Source organism: Pelagibacterium luteolum (genome assembly GCF_900100665.1).
In the GTDB taxonomy this organism is placed as follows: domain Bacteria; phylum Pseudomonadota; class Alphaproteobacteria; order Rhizobiales; family Devosiaceae; genus Pelagibacterium; species Pelagibacterium luteolum.
In genome coordinates this window covers 424,811-444,982 of sequence record NZ_FNCS01000003.1, presented here as the reverse complement: position 1 = coordinate 444,982, position 20,172 = coordinate 424,811, and the positions used below count along the sequence as shown (strand labels likewise).

Annotated in this window: 17 protein-coding genes and 1 tRNA gene; 9 read left to right on the top strand and 9 right to left on the bottom strand. The window is 58.7% G+C overall.

Annotated elements, in window-relative coordinates; all coding sequences use genetic code 11:
• The first annotated feature begins 131 nt into the window (after window positions 1–131).
• The 3 genes from BLR31_RS08590 (at window position 132) to BLR31_RS08580 (ending at window position 6,628) form a co-directional block, all read left to right on the top strand.
• The gene (locus BLR31_RS08590; RefSeq protein ID WP_244504986.1) at window positions 132–2,432 is read left to right on the top strand and encodes an HD domain-containing protein; all 2,301 of its coding nucleotides are present in this window, start codon (window positions 132–134) and stop codon (window positions 2,430–2,432) included.
• Between the two features lie 277 nt (window positions 2,433–2,709).
• Window positions 2,710–3,855 carry a tRNA 2-thiouridine(34) synthase MnmA gene (gene mnmA, locus BLR31_RS08585; RefSeq protein WP_425287223.1) on the top strand — a complete coding sequence of 382 codons (1,146 nt, stop codon included), beginning with the start codon at window positions 2,710–2,712 and terminating at the stop codon, window positions 3,853–3,855.
• 367 nt (window positions 3,856–4,222) lie between these two features.
• Complete coding sequence (locus BLR31_RS08580; protein WP_176762573.1) at window positions 4,223–6,628, top strand: S8 family peptidase; 2,406 nt, start codon at window positions 4,223–4,225, stop codon at window positions 6,626–6,628.
• 6 nt (window positions 6,629–6,634) lie between these two features.
• Here the strand turns inward: BLR31_RS08580 and BLR31_RS21665 are convergent, their stop codons facing one another.
• From BLR31_RS21665 to BLR31_RS08570, 3 genes are all read right to left on the bottom strand, one after another.
• On the bottom strand, window positions 6,635–6,805 hold the full coding sequence (locus BLR31_RS21665) for a hypothetical protein (RefSeq protein WP_176762572.1): 171 nt from the start codon (window positions 6,803–6,805) through the stop codon (window positions 6,635–6,637).
• Window positions 6,806–6,866: 61 nt separating this feature from the next.
• Window positions 6,867–8,804 carry an autotransporter outer membrane beta-barrel domain-containing protein gene (locus BLR31_RS08575; protein ID WP_090594715.1) on the bottom strand — a complete coding sequence of 646 codons (1,938 nt, stop codon included), beginning with the start codon at window positions 8,802–8,804 and terminating at the stop codon, window positions 6,867–6,869.
• A 252-nt stretch (window positions 8,805–9,056) separates the two neighbouring features.
• Window positions 9,057–10,010, bottom strand: a complete 954-nt coding sequence (locus BLR31_RS08570; protein ID WP_090594713.1) for a ring-cleaving dioxygenase — start codon at window positions 10,008–10,010, stop codon at window positions 9,057–9,059.
• 174 nt (window positions 10,011–10,184) lie between these two features.
• Between BLR31_RS08570 and BLR31_RS08565 the strand changes: the two genes are divergently transcribed.
• The 4 genes from BLR31_RS08565 to BLR31_RS08550 all read left to right on the top strand — a co-directional run bounded on the left by BLR31_RS08565 (window position 10,185) and on the right by BLR31_RS08550 (window position 13,796).
• Window positions 10,185–11,423, top strand: a complete 1,239-nt coding sequence (locus BLR31_RS08565) for a putative DNA modification/repair radical SAM protein (RefSeq protein ID WP_090594710.1) — start codon at window positions 10,185–10,187, stop codon at window positions 11,421–11,423.
• Between the two features lie 3 nt (window positions 11,424–11,426).
• On the top strand, window positions 11,427–12,902 hold the full coding sequence (locus BLR31_RS08560) for a UdgX family uracil-DNA binding protein (protein WP_090594708.1): 1,476 nt from the start codon (window positions 11,427–11,429) through the stop codon (window positions 12,900–12,902).
• A gap of 69 nt (window positions 12,903–12,971) precedes the next feature.
• A tRNA-Met gene (locus tag BLR31_RS08555) sits at window positions 12,972–13,048 on the top strand.
• A gap of 199 nt (window positions 13,049–13,247) precedes the next feature.
• Window positions 13,248–13,796, top strand: coding sequence for a hypothetical protein (locus tag BLR31_RS08550; RefSeq protein ID WP_090594704.1), 549 nt, complete (start codon window positions 13,248–13,250; stop codon window positions 13,794–13,796).
• Here BLR31_RS08550 and BLR31_RS08545 read toward each other — a convergent pair.
• The 3 genes from BLR31_RS08545 to BLR31_RS21365 form a co-directional block, all read right to left on the bottom strand.
• The gene (locus tag BLR31_RS08545) at window positions 13,779–15,122 is read right to left on the bottom strand and encodes an AAA family ATPase (protein ID WP_090594701.1); all 1,344 of its coding nucleotides are present in this window, start codon (window positions 15,120–15,122) and stop codon (window positions 13,779–13,781) included. The two genes, BLR31_RS08550 and BLR31_RS08545, sit on opposite strands and share 18 nt — an antisense overlap.
• 121 nt (window positions 15,123–15,243) lie before the next feature.
• Window positions 15,244–15,834, bottom strand: a complete 591-nt coding sequence (locus BLR31_RS08540; protein WP_090594919.1) for a tyrosine-type recombinase/integrase — start codon at window positions 15,832–15,834, stop codon at window positions 15,244–15,246.
• 126 nt (window positions 15,835–15,960) lie between these two features.
• Window positions 15,961–16,707 (bottom strand): hypothetical protein, encoded by a 747-nt coding sequence (locus BLR31_RS21365; protein ID WP_143009348.1) that lies wholly within the window; start codon window positions 16,705–16,707, stop codon window positions 15,961–15,963.
• A 155-nt stretch (window positions 16,708–16,862) separates the two neighbouring features.
• Here BLR31_RS21365 and BLR31_RS08535 point away from each other — a divergent pair, with 155 nt between their 5' ends.
• Complete coding sequence (locus BLR31_RS08535; RefSeq protein ID WP_090594698.1) at window positions 16,863–17,561, top strand: hypothetical protein; 699 nt, start codon at window positions 16,863–16,865, stop codon at window positions 17,559–17,561.
• 612 nt (window positions 17,562–18,173) lie between these two features.
• Here BLR31_RS08535 and BLR31_RS08530 read toward each other — a convergent pair.
• Window positions 18,174–18,440, bottom strand: a complete 267-nt coding sequence (locus BLR31_RS08530; protein ID WP_090594695.1) for a hypothetical protein — start codon at window positions 18,438–18,440, stop codon at window positions 18,174–18,176.
• A 12-nt stretch (window positions 18,441–18,452) separates the two neighbouring features.
• On the bottom strand, window positions 18,453–18,659 hold the full coding sequence (locus tag BLR31_RS08525) for a helix-turn-helix domain-containing protein (RefSeq protein ID WP_090594692.1): 207 nt from the start codon (window positions 18,657–18,659) through the stop codon (window positions 18,453–18,455).
• Window positions 18,660–18,776: 117 nt separating this feature from the next.
• Here BLR31_RS08525 and BLR31_RS08520 point away from each other — a divergent pair, with 117 nt between their 5' ends.
• On the top strand, window positions 18,777–19,028 hold the full coding sequence (locus tag BLR31_RS08520) for a hypothetical protein (protein WP_090594690.1): 252 nt from the start codon (window positions 18,777–18,779) through the stop codon (window positions 19,026–19,028).
• A gap of 184 nt (window positions 19,029–19,212) precedes the next feature.
• Here BLR31_RS08520 and BLR31_RS08515 read toward each other — a convergent pair whose 3' ends face one another.
• Window positions 19,213–20,106, bottom strand: a complete 894-nt coding sequence (locus BLR31_RS08515) for a hypothetical protein (RefSeq protein WP_143009347.1) — start codon at window positions 20,104–20,106, stop codon at window positions 19,213–19,215.
• Between the last annotated feature and the right edge of the window lie 66 nt (window positions 20,107–20,172).

The window sequence follows — 20,172 nt, the reverse complement described above, 5'->3', positions numbered from 1 at the left end:
GGAAAGCGGCGTTCGAAGCCGTACGCACTGACGCCACACCAGACGAGCAGGTACGTCTTGCCAGCTGCTATGAGGCGATGCGTACGCGCGCTAGCGCGCTAGTCGCAAAAATAGCCGGCGACCTGCCCCACATGACCGTTCATGACGTGACGCATCTCGATGCCCTGTGGGAAATGGCGTCTATCGCCGCCATCGAAAACTTCGACCTTAACCCGGCCGAGGCTTTCGTGTTCGGCGGCGCGATCCTTCTGCACGATGCGGCGATGACGCTTGCTGCTTTCCCTGGCGGAATAGCCGAGCTACGCGAGCAAACCGAATGGCGCGATTTGCATGCTCGATACATGGCGTCCGTTGCTGAGGGCGACACGCTAGCGGCCGAGAAAGCCGAAGACCGCGCCACTGAGGACGCACTCCGCCTGCTACACGCCAAGCAGGCCGAGAATCTGCCGACTATCTCATGGCTGGGTCCGCAAAAGCAGCCGATGTTTATCATCGAGGATCAACAGGTCCGCAACTTTTACGGCCAGAAGATCGGAAAGATTGCGTACAGTCACTGGTGGAGCATCGCTAAAGTTGAGGAAGAGCTGTCCGGCACGCTCGGTGCCCTGCCTGATGTCACCAACTGCACTGTCGACCTACTGAAGGTCGCCTGCCTGCTCCGTGTGGGTGATGCGATGCACTTGGATCAGCGGCGCGCTCCGGCATTCGACTTCGCGCTTCTTCAGCCCACAGGGATTTCTGCGAACCATTGGAAGTTTCAGGAACGAATGGCTAAGCCATTTGTTCAGGCCGATGCGCTCGTCTACACAGCGCAGCCGCCATTTGAGGTCGACGCTGCAGATGCGTGGTGGGCGGCATTCGACGCGCTGCAAATGGTCGATCGCGAGTTGCGTGACGTCGACCGAGTGCTCCGCGATCGCCAGAAAATGCCGCTTCTTGTCCGGCGGGTCGAAGGAGCGCATTCGCCGAGCGACCTGGCCCGTACAGTAGAAACAGACGGTTGGGTGCCGGTCGACAGCACCGTCCGGGTTAGCGACGTTCCTAAGATCGTTGCCACACTCGGAGGAAGTAAGCTCTACGGCGACAGTACTGCTGCGCCGATCCGCGAGCTAATCCAAAATGGCCTCGATGCCATCACGGCGCGGCGACGGTTGCAAGGACGTCCGGCCAAATGGGGCGAGCTCCGAGTTGTACTGGAGAAGCGCGACGACGGGTTCTGGCTCTATTTTGAGGACAATGGCGTCGGGATGTCGCAAACCGTGCTAACCGGTCCCCTCATCGACTTCGGAAACTCCTTCTGGAAATCATCGCTCGCGATCCAGGAGTTCCCCGGTCTTGCAGCCGCGGGAATGAAATCCCGTGGCAAATATGGAATCGGTTTTTTCTCAGTCTTTATGCTAGGCGATGTGGTTAGGGTTATCAGCCGCCGCTACGATCGCGACACGCAGTCCGCACGGGTGCTGGAGTTTCGGCACGGCCTGGGGTCACGGCCCAACCTGCGCCACGCCGACCCCAAGGAAGCGCCGCTGGATGGGGGAACTCGGATCGAGGTCAAGCTCAAGACCAATCCGTTCGAGCCAGACGGGTTGCTCCACCGCGAGACACCGTTTTCCGAGAAACAGGTGGCGAGGCTGAGCCGTGTTATCGCCGCAATCGCGCCCGCTTGCGACGTGGCCATTTCAGTTGCCCAAGACGAGGAACCTCCAGGCCATACTGCGGCAAGCGATTGGCTGGAGGTCCAATCGTCCACTTTGTTGAACCGAATTGTGGGTGGGGACGACGAGGATGACCAGCCTGCGGCGTCAACAAAAGCGTGGGATGAACTTGTCGAGCTACGTGACGAAGATGGAAAACTATATGGTCGCGCGCGCATCGACGCGGGCAGTCAATGGGGACGGTCCGGTCTAGTTACCGTCGATGGGCTTGCCGCAAGTAAAGTCGGCATGATCGCAGGCATCCTGATCGGCGTCGAAACGACAGCATCGCGTAATTCCGCGAGACCGATCGTACCGGCGCCGGTGCTCGCTTCCTGGTCATCCGAGCAAGCGATTGTGCTTGCCGCCGCTGAAATACCTGATGCAGAAAAGGCCGAAGCGGCGGCCGTCGTTATGAGATGCGGCGGCGATGTGGCGACGCTGCCGATCATCTGGTGGCAGGAGCAATGGATGACCGCATCTCAGTTCGTTGATGCAATCAAGTTGTGCGATCGGTTGGAGGTGTATGAAGGTTCGATCAATCACGATGATGATGACGACGTCACCAGGCGCGAGTTCGATTCTTCGTTCGAGGCTAGTGCCATGATCGCTCAGACCATAGACGGCAGGTACGGGCACACGCGTGACACCGATTGGATCGCAAGTGTTACGCAGGGTCGCGGGTATACCCCACTTGATATAATCGAATCGCTGCTCCGCGACGCGTGGGGTGAGTAGATGCCTATGAGGACACTGTGGTTGTCGGAGAGGTCAACTTTGTCGAAATTTATCGGACGGTGGCTATCTACACGCCAGCATCCAAATAGGAAGAGACCAAGCTTATGGAAGCGGCGTGGCGCCCACTATGACGCGGCCATGGCGTCAAAACCCGCCGCTGGATCCGACCCAGTTGCACGCCGGCCCCTTTCAGCATAAAACCCGCCCCACACCACCGGGCGCTGCTGTCTGGTGATTGTCCGTTGGCCCTTGAACCCATCCGGATGAAGAGAAAATGGTGAATTCTTTAGGTTTCGACCGGGCGCCCGGTGAGACGCGTGTTGTCGTTGCGATGTCGGGGGGCGTGGATTCGTCCGTCGTTGCCGGACTTCTGGCCCGTGAGGGCTATGAGGTGATTGGCGTTACCCTCCAGCTTTACGATCATGGCGAAGCGACGTTCCGCAAGGGATCGTGTTGTGCGGGGCAGGATATCCACGATGCGCGCCGGGTTTCGGCAACGCTCGGTATTCCCCATTATGTGCTCGATTATGAAGAGCGGTTTCGCAAGGCGGTGATCGAGCCGTTTGCGGAAAGCTATGCTTTGGGCGAGACGCCCATTCCGTGCGTTTCGTGCAATCAGTCGGTCAAGTTCGTCGACCTTATGGAAGTGGCGCGGGACCTCGGGGCCGATTGTCTGGCGACGGGGCATTATGTGCGCTCGCGCATGGTGGACGGGCAGCGCCAGCTTTTGCGTCCGCTCGACGGGGACAAGGACCAGACCTATTTCCTGTTTGCCACCACATCGGGGCAGCTCGACTTTTTGCGGTTTCCGCTGGGCAACATGACCAAGGACGAAACCCGCGAGATGGCGCGCGAGATGGGGCTGGCGATTGCCGACAAGTCGGACAGCCAGGACATCTGTTTCGTGCCCAAGGGCAGCTATTCGGACGTGATCCGCAAGCTGATGCCGGAGGCGGAAAAGCCCGGCGATATCGTCGATGCCCAGGGGCATGTGCTGGGGCAGCACAAGGGGATCATCCATTATACCGTCGGGCAGCGGCGGGGGCTGGGGATCGCTTCGGGCGAGCCGCTTTACGTGTTGCGGCTCGATGCGCGCACGCAGCAGGTGGTCGTGGGGCCGAAATCGGCGCTGACGGCGCATACGGTGCGCTTGCGCGACATCAACTGGCTGGGGCCGCGGCCTCTGGCCGAGATGGTGGCCGGGAACGGGCTGGCGCTCGAGGCCAAGGTGCGCTCGACGCGCGCGCCGCAAGAGGCCGTGATCCAGATGCGCGACGGCGAGGTGTATGTGACGCTGATTTCGGGCGAAACGGGCATCGCACCGGGGCAGGCGTGCGTTTTGTACTCGGATGACGGGGCGGATGCGCAGGTGCTGGGCGGCGGATTTATTGCCGAGGCGGTGCCGGCGGCGTTGGTGGCGTAGGGCGGGGGGCTCGCCTCTGCGGCACGGGTATTTTGACGTGAGACGCTGGGTGAGGCGGGGCTGTGGGGCTAGCCGTGCAGTGCGGCTTGGGCTGAATTTCGGGATATTTAGGGCTCGGGATTGAGCCGGGAGGGGGGCGCATACTGGGTCCCGGGTCTTCGCCCGGGATGACGGTGTGGGGTGTGGCACGCGGTGGGAGCTGCGTCTGGCGGGATGGGTCTGGCCGGGGTGGGCTGTGTCTGTTGCGTGACACTGGGGCGGGAGCCGTGCGGGGCGGCCGTTTTCAAACTTACGCGGGGGCGGGCGGTTTGGTATTCCGGAGACAGGCGGGGGCCGCGATTCGCCTTGTGTCGGGAGCATGTCAAACATGGTTGGTTGGTGGGCTGGCGGCCGGTGGGCCGCGCTCGTTGCGTGTCTGGCTCTGGCCGGGTGCGGAGGGAGCGGGGGCTCCGGCGACAGCGATCAGCCCGAGACGACGGGCGATGTGGCCGTGCCGAGCGGGCCGCAGGGATCGGGTTCGACCGACTGGGTGAGCGGATCGGTGGCGCATACGTTCGATTTCGAGCGCGCGCAGCGGATTTTGAGTTCACGACGGTTTCAGGGCGTCAATGCCGATCTCGTCGGGGGCGGGGACAATCAATCGCATCCATATGCCTTGATCCGGCTTGAGCTGGCGCTGTCGGGCGGCTGGACCGGGCTGGGGCAGCGCGTGGCGGTGGTCGATGACGGGTTTCGGCTCACCCATGGCGAATTTGCCGGGACCGATATCAAGACGTTCGGCAACGTAGCGGTGGCCGGGACGAGCAGTCATGGCACTCATGTCGCGGCGCTGATCAGCGGTTCGGCCGATAGCGGAGCGATGATGGGGGTGGCGCCGGACGCCGATCTGCATCTCACCAGTTATCTGCGCGACGATAACCGCACGGGCGTCGACATCACCAAGCTGGCGGCGGCGACGGCGGAGGCGACGTCGCTGGGGGCGGTGGCGCAGAACAATTCATGGGGCATTTTGCGCCGGGGCGGCGGGTCGGAGCTGCTGCTGTCGGATGTCGAGGCCCATCTGGCGGCTAATGCGGGCAGCACGGTTTCGGACGCGTTCTCGACGCTGGCGGGCGGATCGGCGAACGGGTGGCGGCGCTATTTCGATGCGCTCGATGATTTCCAGGACAGCGGCGTCGTCGTTTGGGCGATGTCCAATGACGAAAGCCTGGGGGAAAACGATGCCTCGAGCGCACTGCCTCTGCTGGTCCCCGAACTCAACAATGCGTGGATCGCGGTGGGGAACGGGCTGTTTACCGTCAATGCGCAAAACGAGATTGTCGATGCGCACCGGCTGTCGGTGGCGTGCGGGGCGATGGCGCGTTCGTGCCTTTTTGCCGACGGCACGACGCAATCGGCGGGGATTGCGAGCGATACGAGTTATGGCATGGGGACGGGAACATCGTTTGCCGCGCCACAGGTTTCAGGCGCCATCGCCATTCTGGCGCAGGCGTTTCCCTCGCTGACGCCCGAAGAATGGACGCGGCGGCTGTTGGCGACGGCCTATTCGGACTTTTCAGATTTTTCGCCCGATGGGACGGTGATGATCGGCGGCGCTGTCGAAAAGGCCTATTCGGACGAATGGGGCATGGGCGTGCTCGATGTCGCGGCGGCGCTGAGCCCGATCAATGGCGTGTCGCTGGTCAATGGCCGCGATCTGGCCAGTGCGGATCGGTCCAATGCAGAGACATCGGGACTTGTGACGGGGGCCGCCTATGGCGATGGCGTGCGGGCGGCGCTGGCCGGGGTCGATGTCGCCGTATTCGATGCGCTCGATACGCCGTTCATGACGTCGGCGGGCAATTTTGCGGTGGCGGCGCGGCCTGATCTCAGGGCGGCGGCGGCGCTTCCCGAGATCGGCGAGGACGGCTTGACCGGAGCCTTGATGGCGAACGGGATGGACAGCGTTTCGGCGATGACCGAATTTGGCGCGGCGCAGTATCGGGTGGCGGCCACGGGGCTTGGCGGCGGCGAGGCGATTACCGATGCGCGCGGGCTGGGCAGCGCGGCTGCCAATGTGGGGGCCGTGGCGTCGCTATCGGATACGACGGCGGCGATGATCGGGCGTTATGAGGCCGGGGCGATCGGGTTCGAGCATTTCGGGTTTGTCGGCACGCATGTCTCGATCGAAAATGGTGCCGTAGGCGGGGTCGGGGCGGCCCTGAGCCTCGATGCGGGCGCTGCACAGGTCAAGGCGTCCGTGATGAGCGCCTATGAGTCCGGCGGCGTGCTCGGGCTTTCGGGGCGCGGCGGGTTTGCCGTCGATGGCGGGGCCGTGGTCAATGCGCTGGCGCTGTCGGGACAGATCGAGCTCGGGGGCGCGACGGTGTTTGCGGGGATTGAAGGGGGCGTGACGGGCGCTGCGGCGGGGGGATATTTCGCCGCGCTGGAGCCGATGGCGTTTTCGAGCTTCCAGATGGGGGTGAGTTCGCGCGATCTCATGGCTGCGGGCGATCAGCTGACCTTTGCCGTGTCGCAACCCATGCGGCTCGACAGCGGGGCAGCTGTGGTGCGATTGCCGGCGGGGCGCACGCTGGGCGGGGAGATCACGACGGCAGACCATCGGGTGGATCTGGCGCCGGAGGGAAGGCAGATGGATTTCGGGCTCAACTACAGTTTTGCGCCGACCGAAACGAGTGCCCTCTCGCTTGGGGCGGTGGTGAGCACCGAACTGGGGCACAGCGTCGATCAGGCCGGGGCGGCGGTCGCTGCACGGTTCAGCCAAAGGTTCTAGCGTCTGTTACTGCGGCGCGGTTTCGGCGGGTGCTTCGACAGGGGTTTCAGCCATGTCGCCAGCTTCCCATTCGAGCGTCGTCGAATAGATGGTGCCCGCGATGGTCACGACGGCGAGGACGCCGAAAATCAGCAGGATGATGCGATTGCCCCAATTGGGCTTTTCGGTGTCGGCCATGTCGAGTGTCCGCGCGCTGGATTTGAAACTGGCTCTCAATAGGACGGTGCAGGCCCGAACGCTACGGGTAAATGCCGGTCCAATCGTCGCGGGGTGGGCATTGAAAATCCTTCCATCGTAATTTTGACGATGGAAGGATTGGCCTGGTACGAGCGGCCCGCTTGGGGGCCGCTCGAATGCTCGAGACTATTCGAGGGCGAAAATGGTGACCGTTTCGCCCGAGACCGTCGCATCGGCCGACATCGTCAATGGTGATGTCGGCCGATGCGATTGCCTCCTGGGTGACGGGCAAAGCCGTCAGCAGTGCGCGGAGGGGCGAGAAGTCGGCGGTTTCGAACAGGCCGCCGGTGGGGCAGGCTGTCAAAATGACGATCTCGGCCTCGGTGGCGCCGCGGACGGCCTGAGCGTCGGCGGTGGCCTCAAGGAACGGACGGATTTCGGCCGGACATTGCATTGTGGTGACCATCGCTCCGTCGGTCATACCGCCCGTTGGAGTGGTCCCGACAGTGCCGCCGCCAGTGCCGGTACCACCGGTACCGCCAGTGCCGCCACTGTTGCCGCCATTGCCCATGTCGTCATCATCGTCGTTGGAGCCACCACCGGGCATGCCGTTGTCGTCATCACCGTTTCCTGGCGTGCCATCGTCATCACCATTGCCGGGTGTGCCATCGTCGTCATCACCGTTGCCGGACATGCCATCGTCGTCATCACCATTGCCTGGGGTGCCATCATCGTCGTCGCCGTTGCCGGGCGTTCCGTCGTCGTCGTCTCCATTGCCGGGCGTGCCGTCATCATCATCGCCGCCGCCCGGGGTGCCGTCATCGTCTCCACCATCGTCGCCGCCGTCACCGCCGGTGCCCGGAAGGATGACGAGGTTGCCCGAGACCAGGGAGTCCGGGCCGAGGAGTTCGAGATCGACCTGGGCAAGGTCTCGATTGCCAAGGCCGATATCGGAATCGACGTCGACAAGGGGCTCGTCGCCCGTGTTGATGCCGCTGCCGGGGAGGATGTCGAGGTCGACGTCGCCGACGGCATCGTCGTCAAGCAGGCTGGCATCGAGGTCCGCCACGTCGACGCCGACCGCATCGACATCGGCGATGACGTCCACGCCGTCATTGAGCTGGGGCAGGATGTAAACGTAAGTTTCGCCCTGTGACCCGATCTGGATCGCCAGAACGTCGTCGGCCGAGAGGCCATTATTCGCGAGGACACCAGACAGCTCGACGCTGGCCGAGATTGCGGCGCGCGTTTCGTGGGTACCGGCCGAATTGCCGCTGCCAAGCGCGACTTCGATTTCCGCGAGTGTCGCATCGGAGAAATCGTCGCCGATATCGACGATGATCACCCTCTGGTCGTCGACGAGGTCATCGAGATTGAGATCGCCAAGATTGGCGGTTGCGATGAGTTCGACGAGGGCGCCGCCGCGTGCTTCATTGCCAAGGCCCAAAAGATTGCTGCCACCGATCGTCGGTCCGCCGATATCGACATTGGCTTCAACGAGGTTTGCCGAGCTTTGGGAGGCGCCGCCATTGCCGCCGTCGAGATTAACGAGCGGGCCGTTGCCGCCGACATTGACATCGAGATCGACAAGTCCACCCCCGCTGCTGCTGCCGCCATCATTATTGCTTCCACCGGTGCCGATGCCGACATTGGCATCGATGAGGCTGCGTCGGCTGCCGCTATCATCGTCGTTGTCACGGCCGCCCACACCAACATCGGCATCGACGCCGATACCGTCATCGCCTCCGACGTCGACATCGGCGCCAACATTGACGCCAGAGTCGCCGCCGACGCCGACATCAGCACCGGCATTGATGCCGTCGTCTCCGCCAACGCCGACATCCGCGCCGACATCGAGGCCGTCGCGGGTGTTCACGTCGACGCCGACATTGATGCCGTCATCGCCGCCGATCGATATCCCGAGCTGTGCAAAGGCCGGGGGCGTTGCGATGAGCGCAGCCGCCAGGGCGAGAGTCGAAATTCCATATTTGAATGACATGCGATACCTCCTGTTTTGCTTGTGTCCTCCGCAGGAAGCCAATGACAGAAGGGCAGGTAGGTTTCGCTTATGGGGTTTTCGGGCGGGCGGGATGGGGCGGGGTTTTGGGCGATCGGCGCAATGAAAAGTTTAAGATTCCAACTCGTTAGACAAAAAAGGCAGGCGATGGGCTCGCCTGCCTCGATTATGACCTATGTTAATTTGACTACGACTAATATGTTAGTATAATCAATGAGTTAGATAAAATTGCATTTAATCGATGGGCTTTAATCCTGCCTCAATCTGAGCCCGCTTCGGTTCAAGAAAGGGGGGCAGGGCGAGGTGTTCGCCCAAGGTCTCGAGCGGCTCATCGACGTCAAAGCCCGGACCGTCGGTGGCGATTTCAAAGAGGATGCCATTCGGCTCGCGGAAATAGAGCGAGGTGAAATAATAGCGTTCGACTTCGCCCGACGAGCGCAGGCCGGCCTGGGCGGCGCGGGCTACCCACTGATCGAACTGTTTCTTGTCCGGCGTGCGGAAGGCAATGTGGTGGACCCCGCCGGCGCCGGGGCGCGCGAAGGGCAGGTCGGGTTCGACGGCCACATGCAGCTCGGCCGACGCGCCGCCGCCGCCCATGGCGAAGACGTGGATTTCGCCCTGTTCGCCGGTGGCCGGATGGGTGCGGACCTTGCGCATGTTCATCACCGTGGTGAGGACGGGTTCAGACCGGCGCAGATCGGGCACGCTCATCGTGATGGGGCCGAGGCCCTTGATCTGGAATTTGGCCGGGACGGGGCTTTTGTCCCAAGGGTGTGCGCCGCCAGCGCGCGTGTCGTTGACGAGGCGCAGGCGCTGACCCTCCGGGTCTTCGAAATCGAGCGACATGTGACCGGCGCGCTCCGCGATCTCCGAGGTGGCGACACCTTCGGCCTCGAGATGGGTTTTCCACCACTCAAGAGCCGCTTCGCCTTCGACGCGGAAAGCGGTGCGCACCACCGAATGGGTGCCGCGCTGTTCGCGGGGTGTGGCCCAATCGAAAAAGGTGATGTCGGAGCCCGGCGAGGCTTTGCCGTCGCCGTAAAACAGGTGATAGGCGGTGGTGTCGTCCTGGTTGACGGTCCGCTTGACCAGGCGCAGACCCAGAACCTGGGTATAAAACCTGAGGTTTTCCCGCGCGTTGGCGGTGACGGCGGTGAGGTGGTGCAGTCCAGTGAGTTCGAGTGCCATGAGGGGCCTCCCAATGGATGAGTGTTCGTTCGCCTTCAACATAGGCGCGATCGGCCGCGGGCTAAACAGGGGCGGGGTGAATTGATCATTCGGTTTTGACGAACGCTTCGTGGGTACGAGGCCGCGAAAAAATAGTGGCTTGCGTTCATCAAATTTAGAACATAGCATGAACAAATGGCCCAGCTTACCCTCACGCGTAAACTTGCAATCTTGTCCGATGCCGCAAAATACGATGCCTCCTGCGCATCGAGCGGATCGGAGCGGCGCAATGCCAAGGCGACGGGTGGGATCGGCTCCACGGCGCCGGGCAGCGGCATCTGTCATTCCTATGCGCCGGACGGGCGATGCATCTCGCTTCTGAAAATCCTTTTGACCAATTTTTGCGTTTACGACTGTGTTTATTGCGTCAACCGATCGTCCTCCAACGTGGCGCGGGCCCGGTTTTCGGTCGAGGAGGTCGTGAAGCTTACCCTCGATTTTTATAAGCGCAATTACATCGAGGGGCTGTTCTTATCCTCGGGGATCATCCGATCGCCCGACTATACGATGGAAGAGATGGTGCGCGTGGCCAAGAGCTTACGCGAAGAGCACGGGTTTGCCGGCTATATCCATCTCAAGATCATTCCTAACGCGGCGCCCGAATTGTTGCGGCTGGCGGGCCATTATGCCGATCGGCTGTCGACCAATATCGAAATGCCGACCGATGAGGGCCTGTCGCAGTTTGCGCCCGAAAAGCGCCCGGGAGAAATCCGTACGGCGATGGCACGGGTGAAAACTAATTGGGAAGAGGGGCAGCCCGAGAAAAAGGCGCGCGCCAAGCCCAAGGCCTTTGCGCCCGCCGGGCAATCAACGCAGATGATCGTGGGCGCGGATGTTTCGAGCGACACGACGATTTTAGGGCGCAGTGCGGCGCTTTATGCCGGGTATCGGCTGAAGCGCGTTTATTATTCGGCGTTTTCGCCCATTCCCGATGCAAGCGCCAAACTGCCGATTTCACGGCCGCCCCTGATGCGTGAGCACCGTTTGTATCAGGCCGACTGGCTGATGCGGTTTTATGGGTTCGATGTCGATGAGATTGCCGGGACGAGCGAGGCGGGGATGCTCGATCTCGATATCGATCCCAAGCTCGCGTGGGCGCTGAAATCGCGCGGGCAGTTTCCGGTCGACGTCAACAGCGCCGATCGCGCCATGCTGTTGCGCGTGCCGGGCCTTGGGACGCGGGCGGTGGACCGGATCCTATCGACGCGGCGGCATCACGGGTTGCGGCTCGACGATATGGCTCGGCTATGCGCGAGTTTGGAGAAGGTGCGGCCTTTCATCCAGACGATCGACTGGACGCCGGGCAAGGCGCTCGACAGCGCGCATCTCAAGGCGCGGCTGACGCCAAAGCCGGCGCAATTGTCGTTGTTTTGATCGATGTATCGGGTTCTCGTTCCGACGCTTAACGAACTCAAGCCCTGGCGCGATACAGTGCGGCCGCTGCTGGCGGCAGGGGTTGCGCCCGAGGCGGTCATCTGGTTGCAGGAGGGCGATCCCGAGGCGCTGTTTGGCGATGCGCTCGATCTGCCGGACGAGACGCGCCCGGTACGCGTGCCGCCGGATTTCATCGCCGCCGCCGAACGGGCGCTCTGTCATGCCGATCCAAGACGTTTCGATCTGCTCTACCGGCTTGCCTATCGGCTGGGTGATGACAGGGGGCTGTTGAGTGTCGCGTCGGACCCCGACATCGTGATGTTGACGCGGCTCATGAAGGCGGTGAAGCGCGACAGCCACAAGATGAAGGCGTTCGTTCGGTTTCGTGCGATCGACGATAGCAATGAGCGGTTCGCCGCATGGTTCGAACCCGACCATTTTACCCTCGAGCGCACCGCGCCATTTTTTGCCGAGCGGTTTGCCGGAATGGAATGGGCGATTTTAACGCCCTATCGGTCGGCGTTCTGGGACAGGAAAACGCTCAGCTTCGGGCCGGGGGCGCAGAAGAGGGACGTGCCGTCCGACGATGCGCTCGAAGACGCGTGGCGCACCTATTTCGCCTCGATCTTCAATCCGGCGCGGCTCAAGGTTTCGGCGATGACCTCGGAGATGCCGCGCAAATATTGGCGCAATCTGCCCGAAGCCGGGCTCATCGACGGGATGATCAAGACCGCGCAGGCGCGCGAGGCCGAAATGATCGCATCGGGCGCCAGCCAGCCGCCATCACGGCATCTCAAGCAGGCCGCGCGGGTCGTGCCGGAGGCGGGTGGACCGGTCGATCGGTTCGAGAGCCTCGGCGATGCGGCACAAGCGGTTCAGGGTTGCACAAGATGCCCGCTTTATCAGAACGCGACGCAAGCCGTGTTTGGCGTCGGGCCGTCGGACGCGAGCGTGATGATGGTAGGCGAGCAACCGGGCGACAGCGAGGATATCGCTGGCCAGCCATTCGTCGGGCCGGCGGGGCAGGTGTTCGATGCGGCCCTTGGAGAGGTGGGGATCGACAGGGCCAAGTTGTTCATCACCAATGCGGTCAAGCATTTCAAATTCGTGCCGCGCGGCAAGCGGCGCATTCACCAGACCCCCAAGCCGGGCGAGGTCAATGCATGCCGGTTCTGGCTCGATCAGGAAATCGCGCTGGTTCGGCCCAAGGTGATCGTTGCGATGGGGGCGACCGCGGCGAGGAGCCTTTTGGGGCCGGGCGCGACGATCGCGAAAATGCGCGGGGCGCCGATACCTATCGAGGATGGGACCATTGTGTTCGTGACCATTCATCCGTCCTATCTCTTGCGGCTCCCCGACCGCGAAAAGGCAGCTTTGGAGCGGGATCGCTTCGTGCGTGATCTGGCGATGATCCGCGATCACGTGGAAAGCGCAATCGGGGCCAGCGTTGCGCTTGACAGCACGACCGCCGGTCCCTAATAAGCGCCGTGCTGTCCGCCCCTTCCGGCGGGCGCCAGCCGCCAATCTTAGCGCGGCGGCCTCATCTGGGGCGGAGTAGCTCAGCTGGTTAGAGCAGCGGAATCATAATCCGCGTGTCGGGGGTTCAAGTCCCTCCTCCGCTACCAAAAATCTCATATAAATCAGTGCTTTGCAGTCGGACTGCAAAATCGGGTGACACCCAGTTCGTGCCCATGCATAGTAGCACGTGGTTAGCACGTGGATTTTGAGCTCTTGAAAATCAATGGCTTAGCTGCGCGGGGGAAGCCGTGCTAGCACACTCCAAGCACGCGCTTGCACCAACATAAGCTTTTGGGGGAGCTGAAATTGGCGAAAACAGAGGCGACAGAGCCAAAGGTTTTCCAGCGCAAGGACAGCCCAAATTACTGGGTGCGCTTTTCGATCAAAGGGCAGGGCCAAATCAGAATGCCGCTAGGGACAGCTGATGAAGCTGAAGCCCTGCAATTGGCACAGAGAGAGCATCAGCGCGCTGTTCTGCGTGCAGAGGAGGGCCTGCTTGCGGTCAAATCCTCGTTCGAAAAGGTTGCGCGGGAATATAGTGCTGATCTGAAAGCCCAAGTGGCGGCAGGGGAGGCCAAGCCTTATGTGGAGCGCGACTATCCACCGATAATCGAACGCTATTTCATTGCTTATTTCGGCAAGAGGCCAATCGATGCCATTACCAGCGGTGAAATTCAGCGCTACCAGGTTTGGCGCAAAGCCTATTGGGTGACCGGACCGGGCAAGGACGTTCGGTACATCGAGTATGAGCGTGGCGGGAAGCGCCTAAGCCGACCAGCCAAGCATGAACAGCCCACGCTAAGCTGTTTGCGCAAGGAAGCGTCTCTCTTGCGCTCTCTATTCACCTACACCTAGATAAGCCATCCACTGCACTACGGCATCATGAAGTGAGGCGGTTTTTTTCCGCGTGATAGCGATGTAGTCATTCTCAAAGCCTCCGCTAGGTGGCGAGAAATATTGAACAGTTGAGTTGCTGTTTAGGTCTAAAACTGCAGCGGTGTGCTCTCCACGATATCCAACGTCAGTGGTACTTTCTAACGCTTCCGGTTGATAAACGGGGCGAGGACTGTCCCGCAAGGGTCCAAGATATCGCACTCCTTGTTGAAAATAATCCCTGAGAAAATCGCTGGCGAGATTTACGAGTCTAGGCGTAGAGACATCGAACGTTCTCTCTGACTCGGCCGACTCTACCATTGTAGCGGTGACCTCTCGTTCCAATGCCGCTAGATCAGAATCTTGCTCTTTGTCTGAAAATAAATCACCCAATGCGAGAAGGCCTCTTCTCCGTGGCGCGAAGGGCAATAAAGCTTGTTGGATTTCCCCTATTGTGGAAGCATCATCAGGTAAGTGAGCTCCTCGCTGTTCTAACCACCGTCTTACAATACCAACTATTTCTTGATCCAGAGCATCGCGTGCACTCCTCCGAATAGTCAAGGCGGTGGCGTGAAAGGAAAAAATTGCTTCCGCTTGTTCTTTTGCTCGTTGGGCTCCGGCATCGAAGCTTACGACCGAAAATGAGGGAAGAAAGTGCGAAGGAAATCCACCTACGATTGATGCCTTTGGCCGCCCATCGAATATTTCCAACTCGCTATCGGGGTCCACTTTAAGGTAGAATGGCAAATTCGGAAGAGATGTGTCTGCCGTATCGCGTCCGGTTAGCACCGCAAATCGATCCTGCAAGATGTCTTCGTCGGTGTGCTGGGTGACAACTAACTTCGAGGATTCAATTGCTGGTGCAAGACTGGCGCCGCTCGTCGTCCCTGGCAGTGTCGGTGCTCCTTCTGAGCCGTCCCCAAAAGTCACGTCCAGCGCTATCGTGCGTAAGCCTGTGTCTCCGCTTCCCAAGCTGCGGCGCTTAAAACTACTTTGCCAAACGGACGGGTAGATACCGTCAGCTTCCTCGATTTCATTTTCATATGTGAAGCTGATCCTGAGAGGTTCAGCCTCGCTGCCTATGCTTCGTATGTCATTGAAACTGCCGAGTCGTAATAAGGGCCCATTTAGTGTCAGCGGACGGTTTTGCGAGCCGTATTGAAGCGTCTGCTTTAGAAGAAGAATACTTTGGATTATTGTGCTTTTTCCGCTGCTGTTTGCTCCGGCTAAAATAGTAATTGGGGCTAGCTCAATGTTTTGCTCGTTACGATACGATTTGAAATTTTGCAGCTTCCAGTTTTTCAGCATTTCGCCTGCCCGCCGTTGTTGTCTAAGGCTAGGGTGATGAGTCGTCTTTTTCTACCCAAGATGTCGTAGTAGGCACAGAAAAGTTGCGGAGGTGCAGGGCTCGGCTATGTCATTCAGCCGCCTATAGCCTGCCTACCGCGTTAGCCATCATCTCGTCATTTATGTCGATGTAGCGTTGCGTGGTGGCGAGACTTTTGTGTCCGGCTAACGTCATTATGACCTTCGGCGAAACACCGGAATGCGCCAACCGGGTAATGAACCACCTCCGCCCGCTGTGTGAGCTAGCCCCGTCAACGCCAGCTGCCGAATATATGCGTGCAAACAGCTGGCAAAGACTGTTAGCGGAGAAATGTCCCAGCTCGCTGTTGTAGTGCTTGGATCGCTTTTGCGAGGGAATGATCGGACCATCTGTCGTAACTTGCCTCAGGCAAGATTTCCATTGCCGAAGTTCCCGCTGCAAACGATCGTTAAGGTGCACAGCGCGTGCCTCTTTGGATTTTGTGTTTTCGGCTTTGAGGTAGAACTGGTCTCTGATTGTGCCGTCCGAGTTCAGCACATCCGACCATTTCAAACTGGCGATCTCTCCTACCCGCAAGCCCGCGTAATGCGAGAGCAGCACCGCCAGTCGATTGCGCTTGCCCTGTGTGTGACTATCGCACAGCGCCAGGACCCGTTTCAATTCCGCGTCCGTCAGCACCCTTGCCTGCTTCATGGACATCACCTTTTGTGGGTTGAACCAACAAACAATGATGTTTTCAGGCTGGCCAGGAAGCGACCGTTTTCTGGATGTCATTAGACACAATGGCTTAGCCAAGGATGTCAGGAACTGCTGAATCTCTTATATTTTGACGCTAGAAGAGATTGCTCCGGCCGTTGATGTTGTTGTACCTGCCGCTGCAGCCTTTTTCGCAGCCTTCGCTTTGGCAGCTTGAGCACTGCCGATATTGTAGGCGTATACTTCGTAATGCATCGGAGAAAATTCTGGGTTGCATAACTGGCGTATGGCTTTTTGGATCGAGATATAGTTTGCGCGAGTTTTTACGTCTCCCATTGATGGGTTTCGAGGAAGTAGTCCGTTAGGCAATAACGGGCGCAGCATTCCCAGCGTGTACTTGTCCAGGGGGATATCTAGGATTTCGAACAGTGCGCTGCGTCGCGCTGGAGATACGTGGGCCAGGCATATTAGGTGTTTTAGAGCCAAGTTCACTACTTTTGCCGCTCGTCCATAGTCCATCTCATATCGTTCGCGGGTGTCCCGATAAAAGGCTGACTGGAGCGTGCTGGATGCATCGTGAACTAGCTCACGAACCTGATATGGCTTAGTGAAACCTAGAATTGTTGGAGCATTTCCAGTTAGGTAGGGGACAGCCCATCGTCTAAATACAGCAGTAGGCTGGACGTCTGTGATGTCGAGTTTTTTAAACCGAAATGAACGCGCAGTATTTCGTTCGAAACAATTTTGGGCAAGCGTCTCGATGTTGGGTTCTGAATGTTTGAGCCATCGATCTACTGCCTGTTGGGTGGATGCGAGCGCCAACTCACGATGTAGTTCTTCTCGCGTCTGAAAAACATTCATAATTGCCACCCATATTCTCGTACAAAAGCTTATTGATAGCCGAGGTCAGTTGAACATCAAGGGCAACTGCGAAATGTTTCTCGGGAAATATTTCCGTTCTCTGATTGCCAATCGAGGCCCCTGCTGGAACGTTAGGCCTCAGATTCGCAGCGTGGAGGGGGAGCATGCAGAGGGCGTTGGTAATTTCGAAAGACAGGTTTAACGACCTGAAAAAATTGGCTCGCGCTGCCGTCGCTGATGAGCGCTCGCACCTGGCCGCTCGCCACAAAGCGGACGCTGCAACCCTTCGGGCCACAAGGTCGACAGCAGAGTTTGGTAAAGCCCTTTACGCTTTCACCCTGGACTATGCGGCCAATCCGGCACTGGTGGATGCCAAACTGAAAGAGGTCGGGGCAACAGTAAAGAGTACAACCTCCGTTTATCAGCGAATTGCTCGCCTCGCATTCGACGATGTCAGGGACGACAATGGCGCGGTTCAGCGCTCGCAAGTTCAGAAGTATGGGGAACTTATTGAACTCGCGCATCTAGCTAATGCCACGGCAGCTGAATTTGCGAGTGCCATAGAGGTCAGTATGACCCGTGTGCGGGAGCGTTTCGGCTACTCAGGGCCCAAGAACAAAGATGAAAAATTGGAGCTCGGAAAAAGTATTGCTACAGACATTACGGGATCCGACGCAAAAACCGTCATTGAGGTTGAGCTGCGAGGCACCCGAAATTTGCCGTTCATTCAGCTCGTGTATTTCGGCGGAAGAGGAGCCCCAAGCGGATGGCAGTTTTTTGCAACCAGGTCCTCGGTAACCGAAATTCGTGTGTCCGTCGCACCGATGGCTGATGCAGCGCACCCGCCGGTGATCTGCAGGTAACGCTCACAAGCTGCCCGGCAATAATGTTGCCGCAGCTATCGAGAGCGTCGTCGCTTGCCCGATCCTGACAAAGAGCGTGATGCGAGGCGGAGGACTGCGCAAGGGACGGAACAGGTATTCGACCCTTGGCGATGAAGTTCTAGATGCCCTCACGGGACGGGCACAACCATCGTCAAAACGCGCGGCAGGCTGGCTTGATACGAGAACTCAGCCCCCCACTTCGGACCGTCGACGTCGACTGTGCCCTCCTTTAGGTAGATGACGAAGAGAAGGAATGCGGACAATTAGGTCGCAGTCCGACCGATGGCTTCCGGTGCGGTATGCCCGGGAACCGAATAGATACACCTCAATGATACCCTGCTCGGTCGCCACCAATTCAGTGAGCAAAGCTTTCAGGTCGTACTTGCGAGTGGTTCTACCGCTGCTCAAAATTTGTCTCCAGGATATCGTTGTCTCGACCTTGAAGGAGCAGACCAAGATAGTCGAAACGACCTTAGTGTCTAATTCTTACCATTGGAGCAGCACAGCGGACAGGCAGGAAATCACCCCGCTCTTTCCATTAAAAACTCGCCCTATCCATCACGCTGAGGTCCGCAGCGCGGACTTTTCTCGTCACTGCCGTTGGAACGGCACCACATTCAAACCGTCCATAAACGCTTCGATACCCTCTTCAGTAACAACCCGCGTAAACTCTGCAAACGCTGCCTCGTCGGACGGAAAAAGATCGTCCCATGTGGTGGAGGTATTATTTTCGTTGACGACTTCGAGTGCCCAGCCAGTTTCTTTTTCTAATCGGAAGATATGAACTTCAACGACAACGCCGTCCTTTGACACTGTCTTCGAAAGGTCAGATGTTATGATTTTGGGATCGCGCTTCACGTCGATGCTCCTCTACTCCGCTAGCAGCTCTATTACTCGAACCTCCAACACCCGTGCTATGGTCTCCACCACATCGAGCGTGGGGTTGCGTTTGCCAGTCTCGATCTCGCTGATATAGCTGCGCTGCAGGTTAGCTTCAAAGGCAAGCTGTTCCTGTGACCAGCCCTTAGCCAATCGGGCTTTCCGTACGTTTCTGCCGAAAATTTGCGCCAGTCTCATGCCCGCAAACTCGGACTAGGGCGCGTTCCCAGCTATCCACTATAGTCGACATTTCTGGTTTACGCACTGACGGCATGACTGTAATGTCTATTATTGTAGACATTACACGGAGTGCCCATGAAACGAACCTTTCTCGCTTCTCTTTCACTACTGGCGATGGCCGGAATGTCAGCGGCCGAAACGCTTCAGAATGATCCGGCTGTCATCGAGCAGCTCAAGGAGCAAAACCCCTTTAAGGTCGTCGATCAGTTACACGATTTCACTTACGCCGAACTAGACGAGATGTACCCGCAGCTATCGGACGTGCTGCTTCAATCGTTGATGTATCGGATTGTGGAGTCGATGAAGCGCACACCGATCGTGGAATAAGGGCAGGGTACTGACCCCTATGCTGAGGCGTGGGTAGTCCAACAGTACCAGGCAGACCCCGCAAGCCCCGTGTTTGCGGGGTTTTGTTTTGCTGAGAAGATAGATCTAACTTGCTGGGCGCACGATCCGCCTGAAAAGGCCAGCGCCGGTGCTGAAGGAGCTTGGCGGTGATTTCTAGCGATGGCTAAACCGGATGATTAGATTGGGCAAGTTTTGTCGTGTCAAAATAGCTCTGCCCAGCTAGCCGCACGGTGACGCCCTTTGACGCCAATTCCTTGCGACGCGCGTATAGTGAGTGCACCAACTCATCGATTTCGGAAATAATGTCTGAGGGGACCGCTGCCGAACTAAGCTTTTCTCGCACTGGAGCGTAGGCTTCGTAGCCATGTCGCCACGTCGCCGCGCTCATTACGAGCAGAGTAAGCTCTACTTCACCGAAATTGAGCGCTATTGATATCGCATTGCTCCAACACTCGACGAAGCCTTCGTCCTTAAACGCTATGAGCAAAGCGGATACAATGCCCTCGTACGCATCATTAGTTTCTGCGGCTTTGGCGAGATGCTTTTCCAAATCAGCATGGTCTGATCGTCGTCCCCTAACCATGTGACCGGCATTTGATTTTGGGGCATTGGTCGCCAGCCAAGCTTTCAGAAGAGCCTCGTTTAGTTCGAAATCATTTTCCGAACCAATCTCCAGTACCTGGCCGTAAAAATTTTCGGCCAGATGGAATTTTCCGGCATACAGGGGGCCATCTCCGGCACAAATAGCAGTTCTCGCCAATGGCTTCAGCCGATTGCACCGCTCATATACGAGTGAGGAGAGCCGATATCGCCCGGCAAAAAAGAGCGTTCCACCAACTTCATTTAGAAAGTAGTCCTTTTCCACGTATCCGGGTTCTAATGAGCGAGCCCAGTTGTAATGTGAAATTGCACTCAACAGTTTGCGTTGATTGTGATGGAAGTTAGCCAATGAGTAATGGATTGTGGCGCTCCCCTGCGGGTCTACTTCGTCCATGCATTTTATAGCGTTGAGGTAGAAATTAGGAACAAGAACCTGTTTTGCTTCAACGTCGTCCATGTGAAGGATCTTGCTTAGGTAGATTGCATAAGCCTCATCTTGCACGGAGTATAGGCGGTTTAGGTC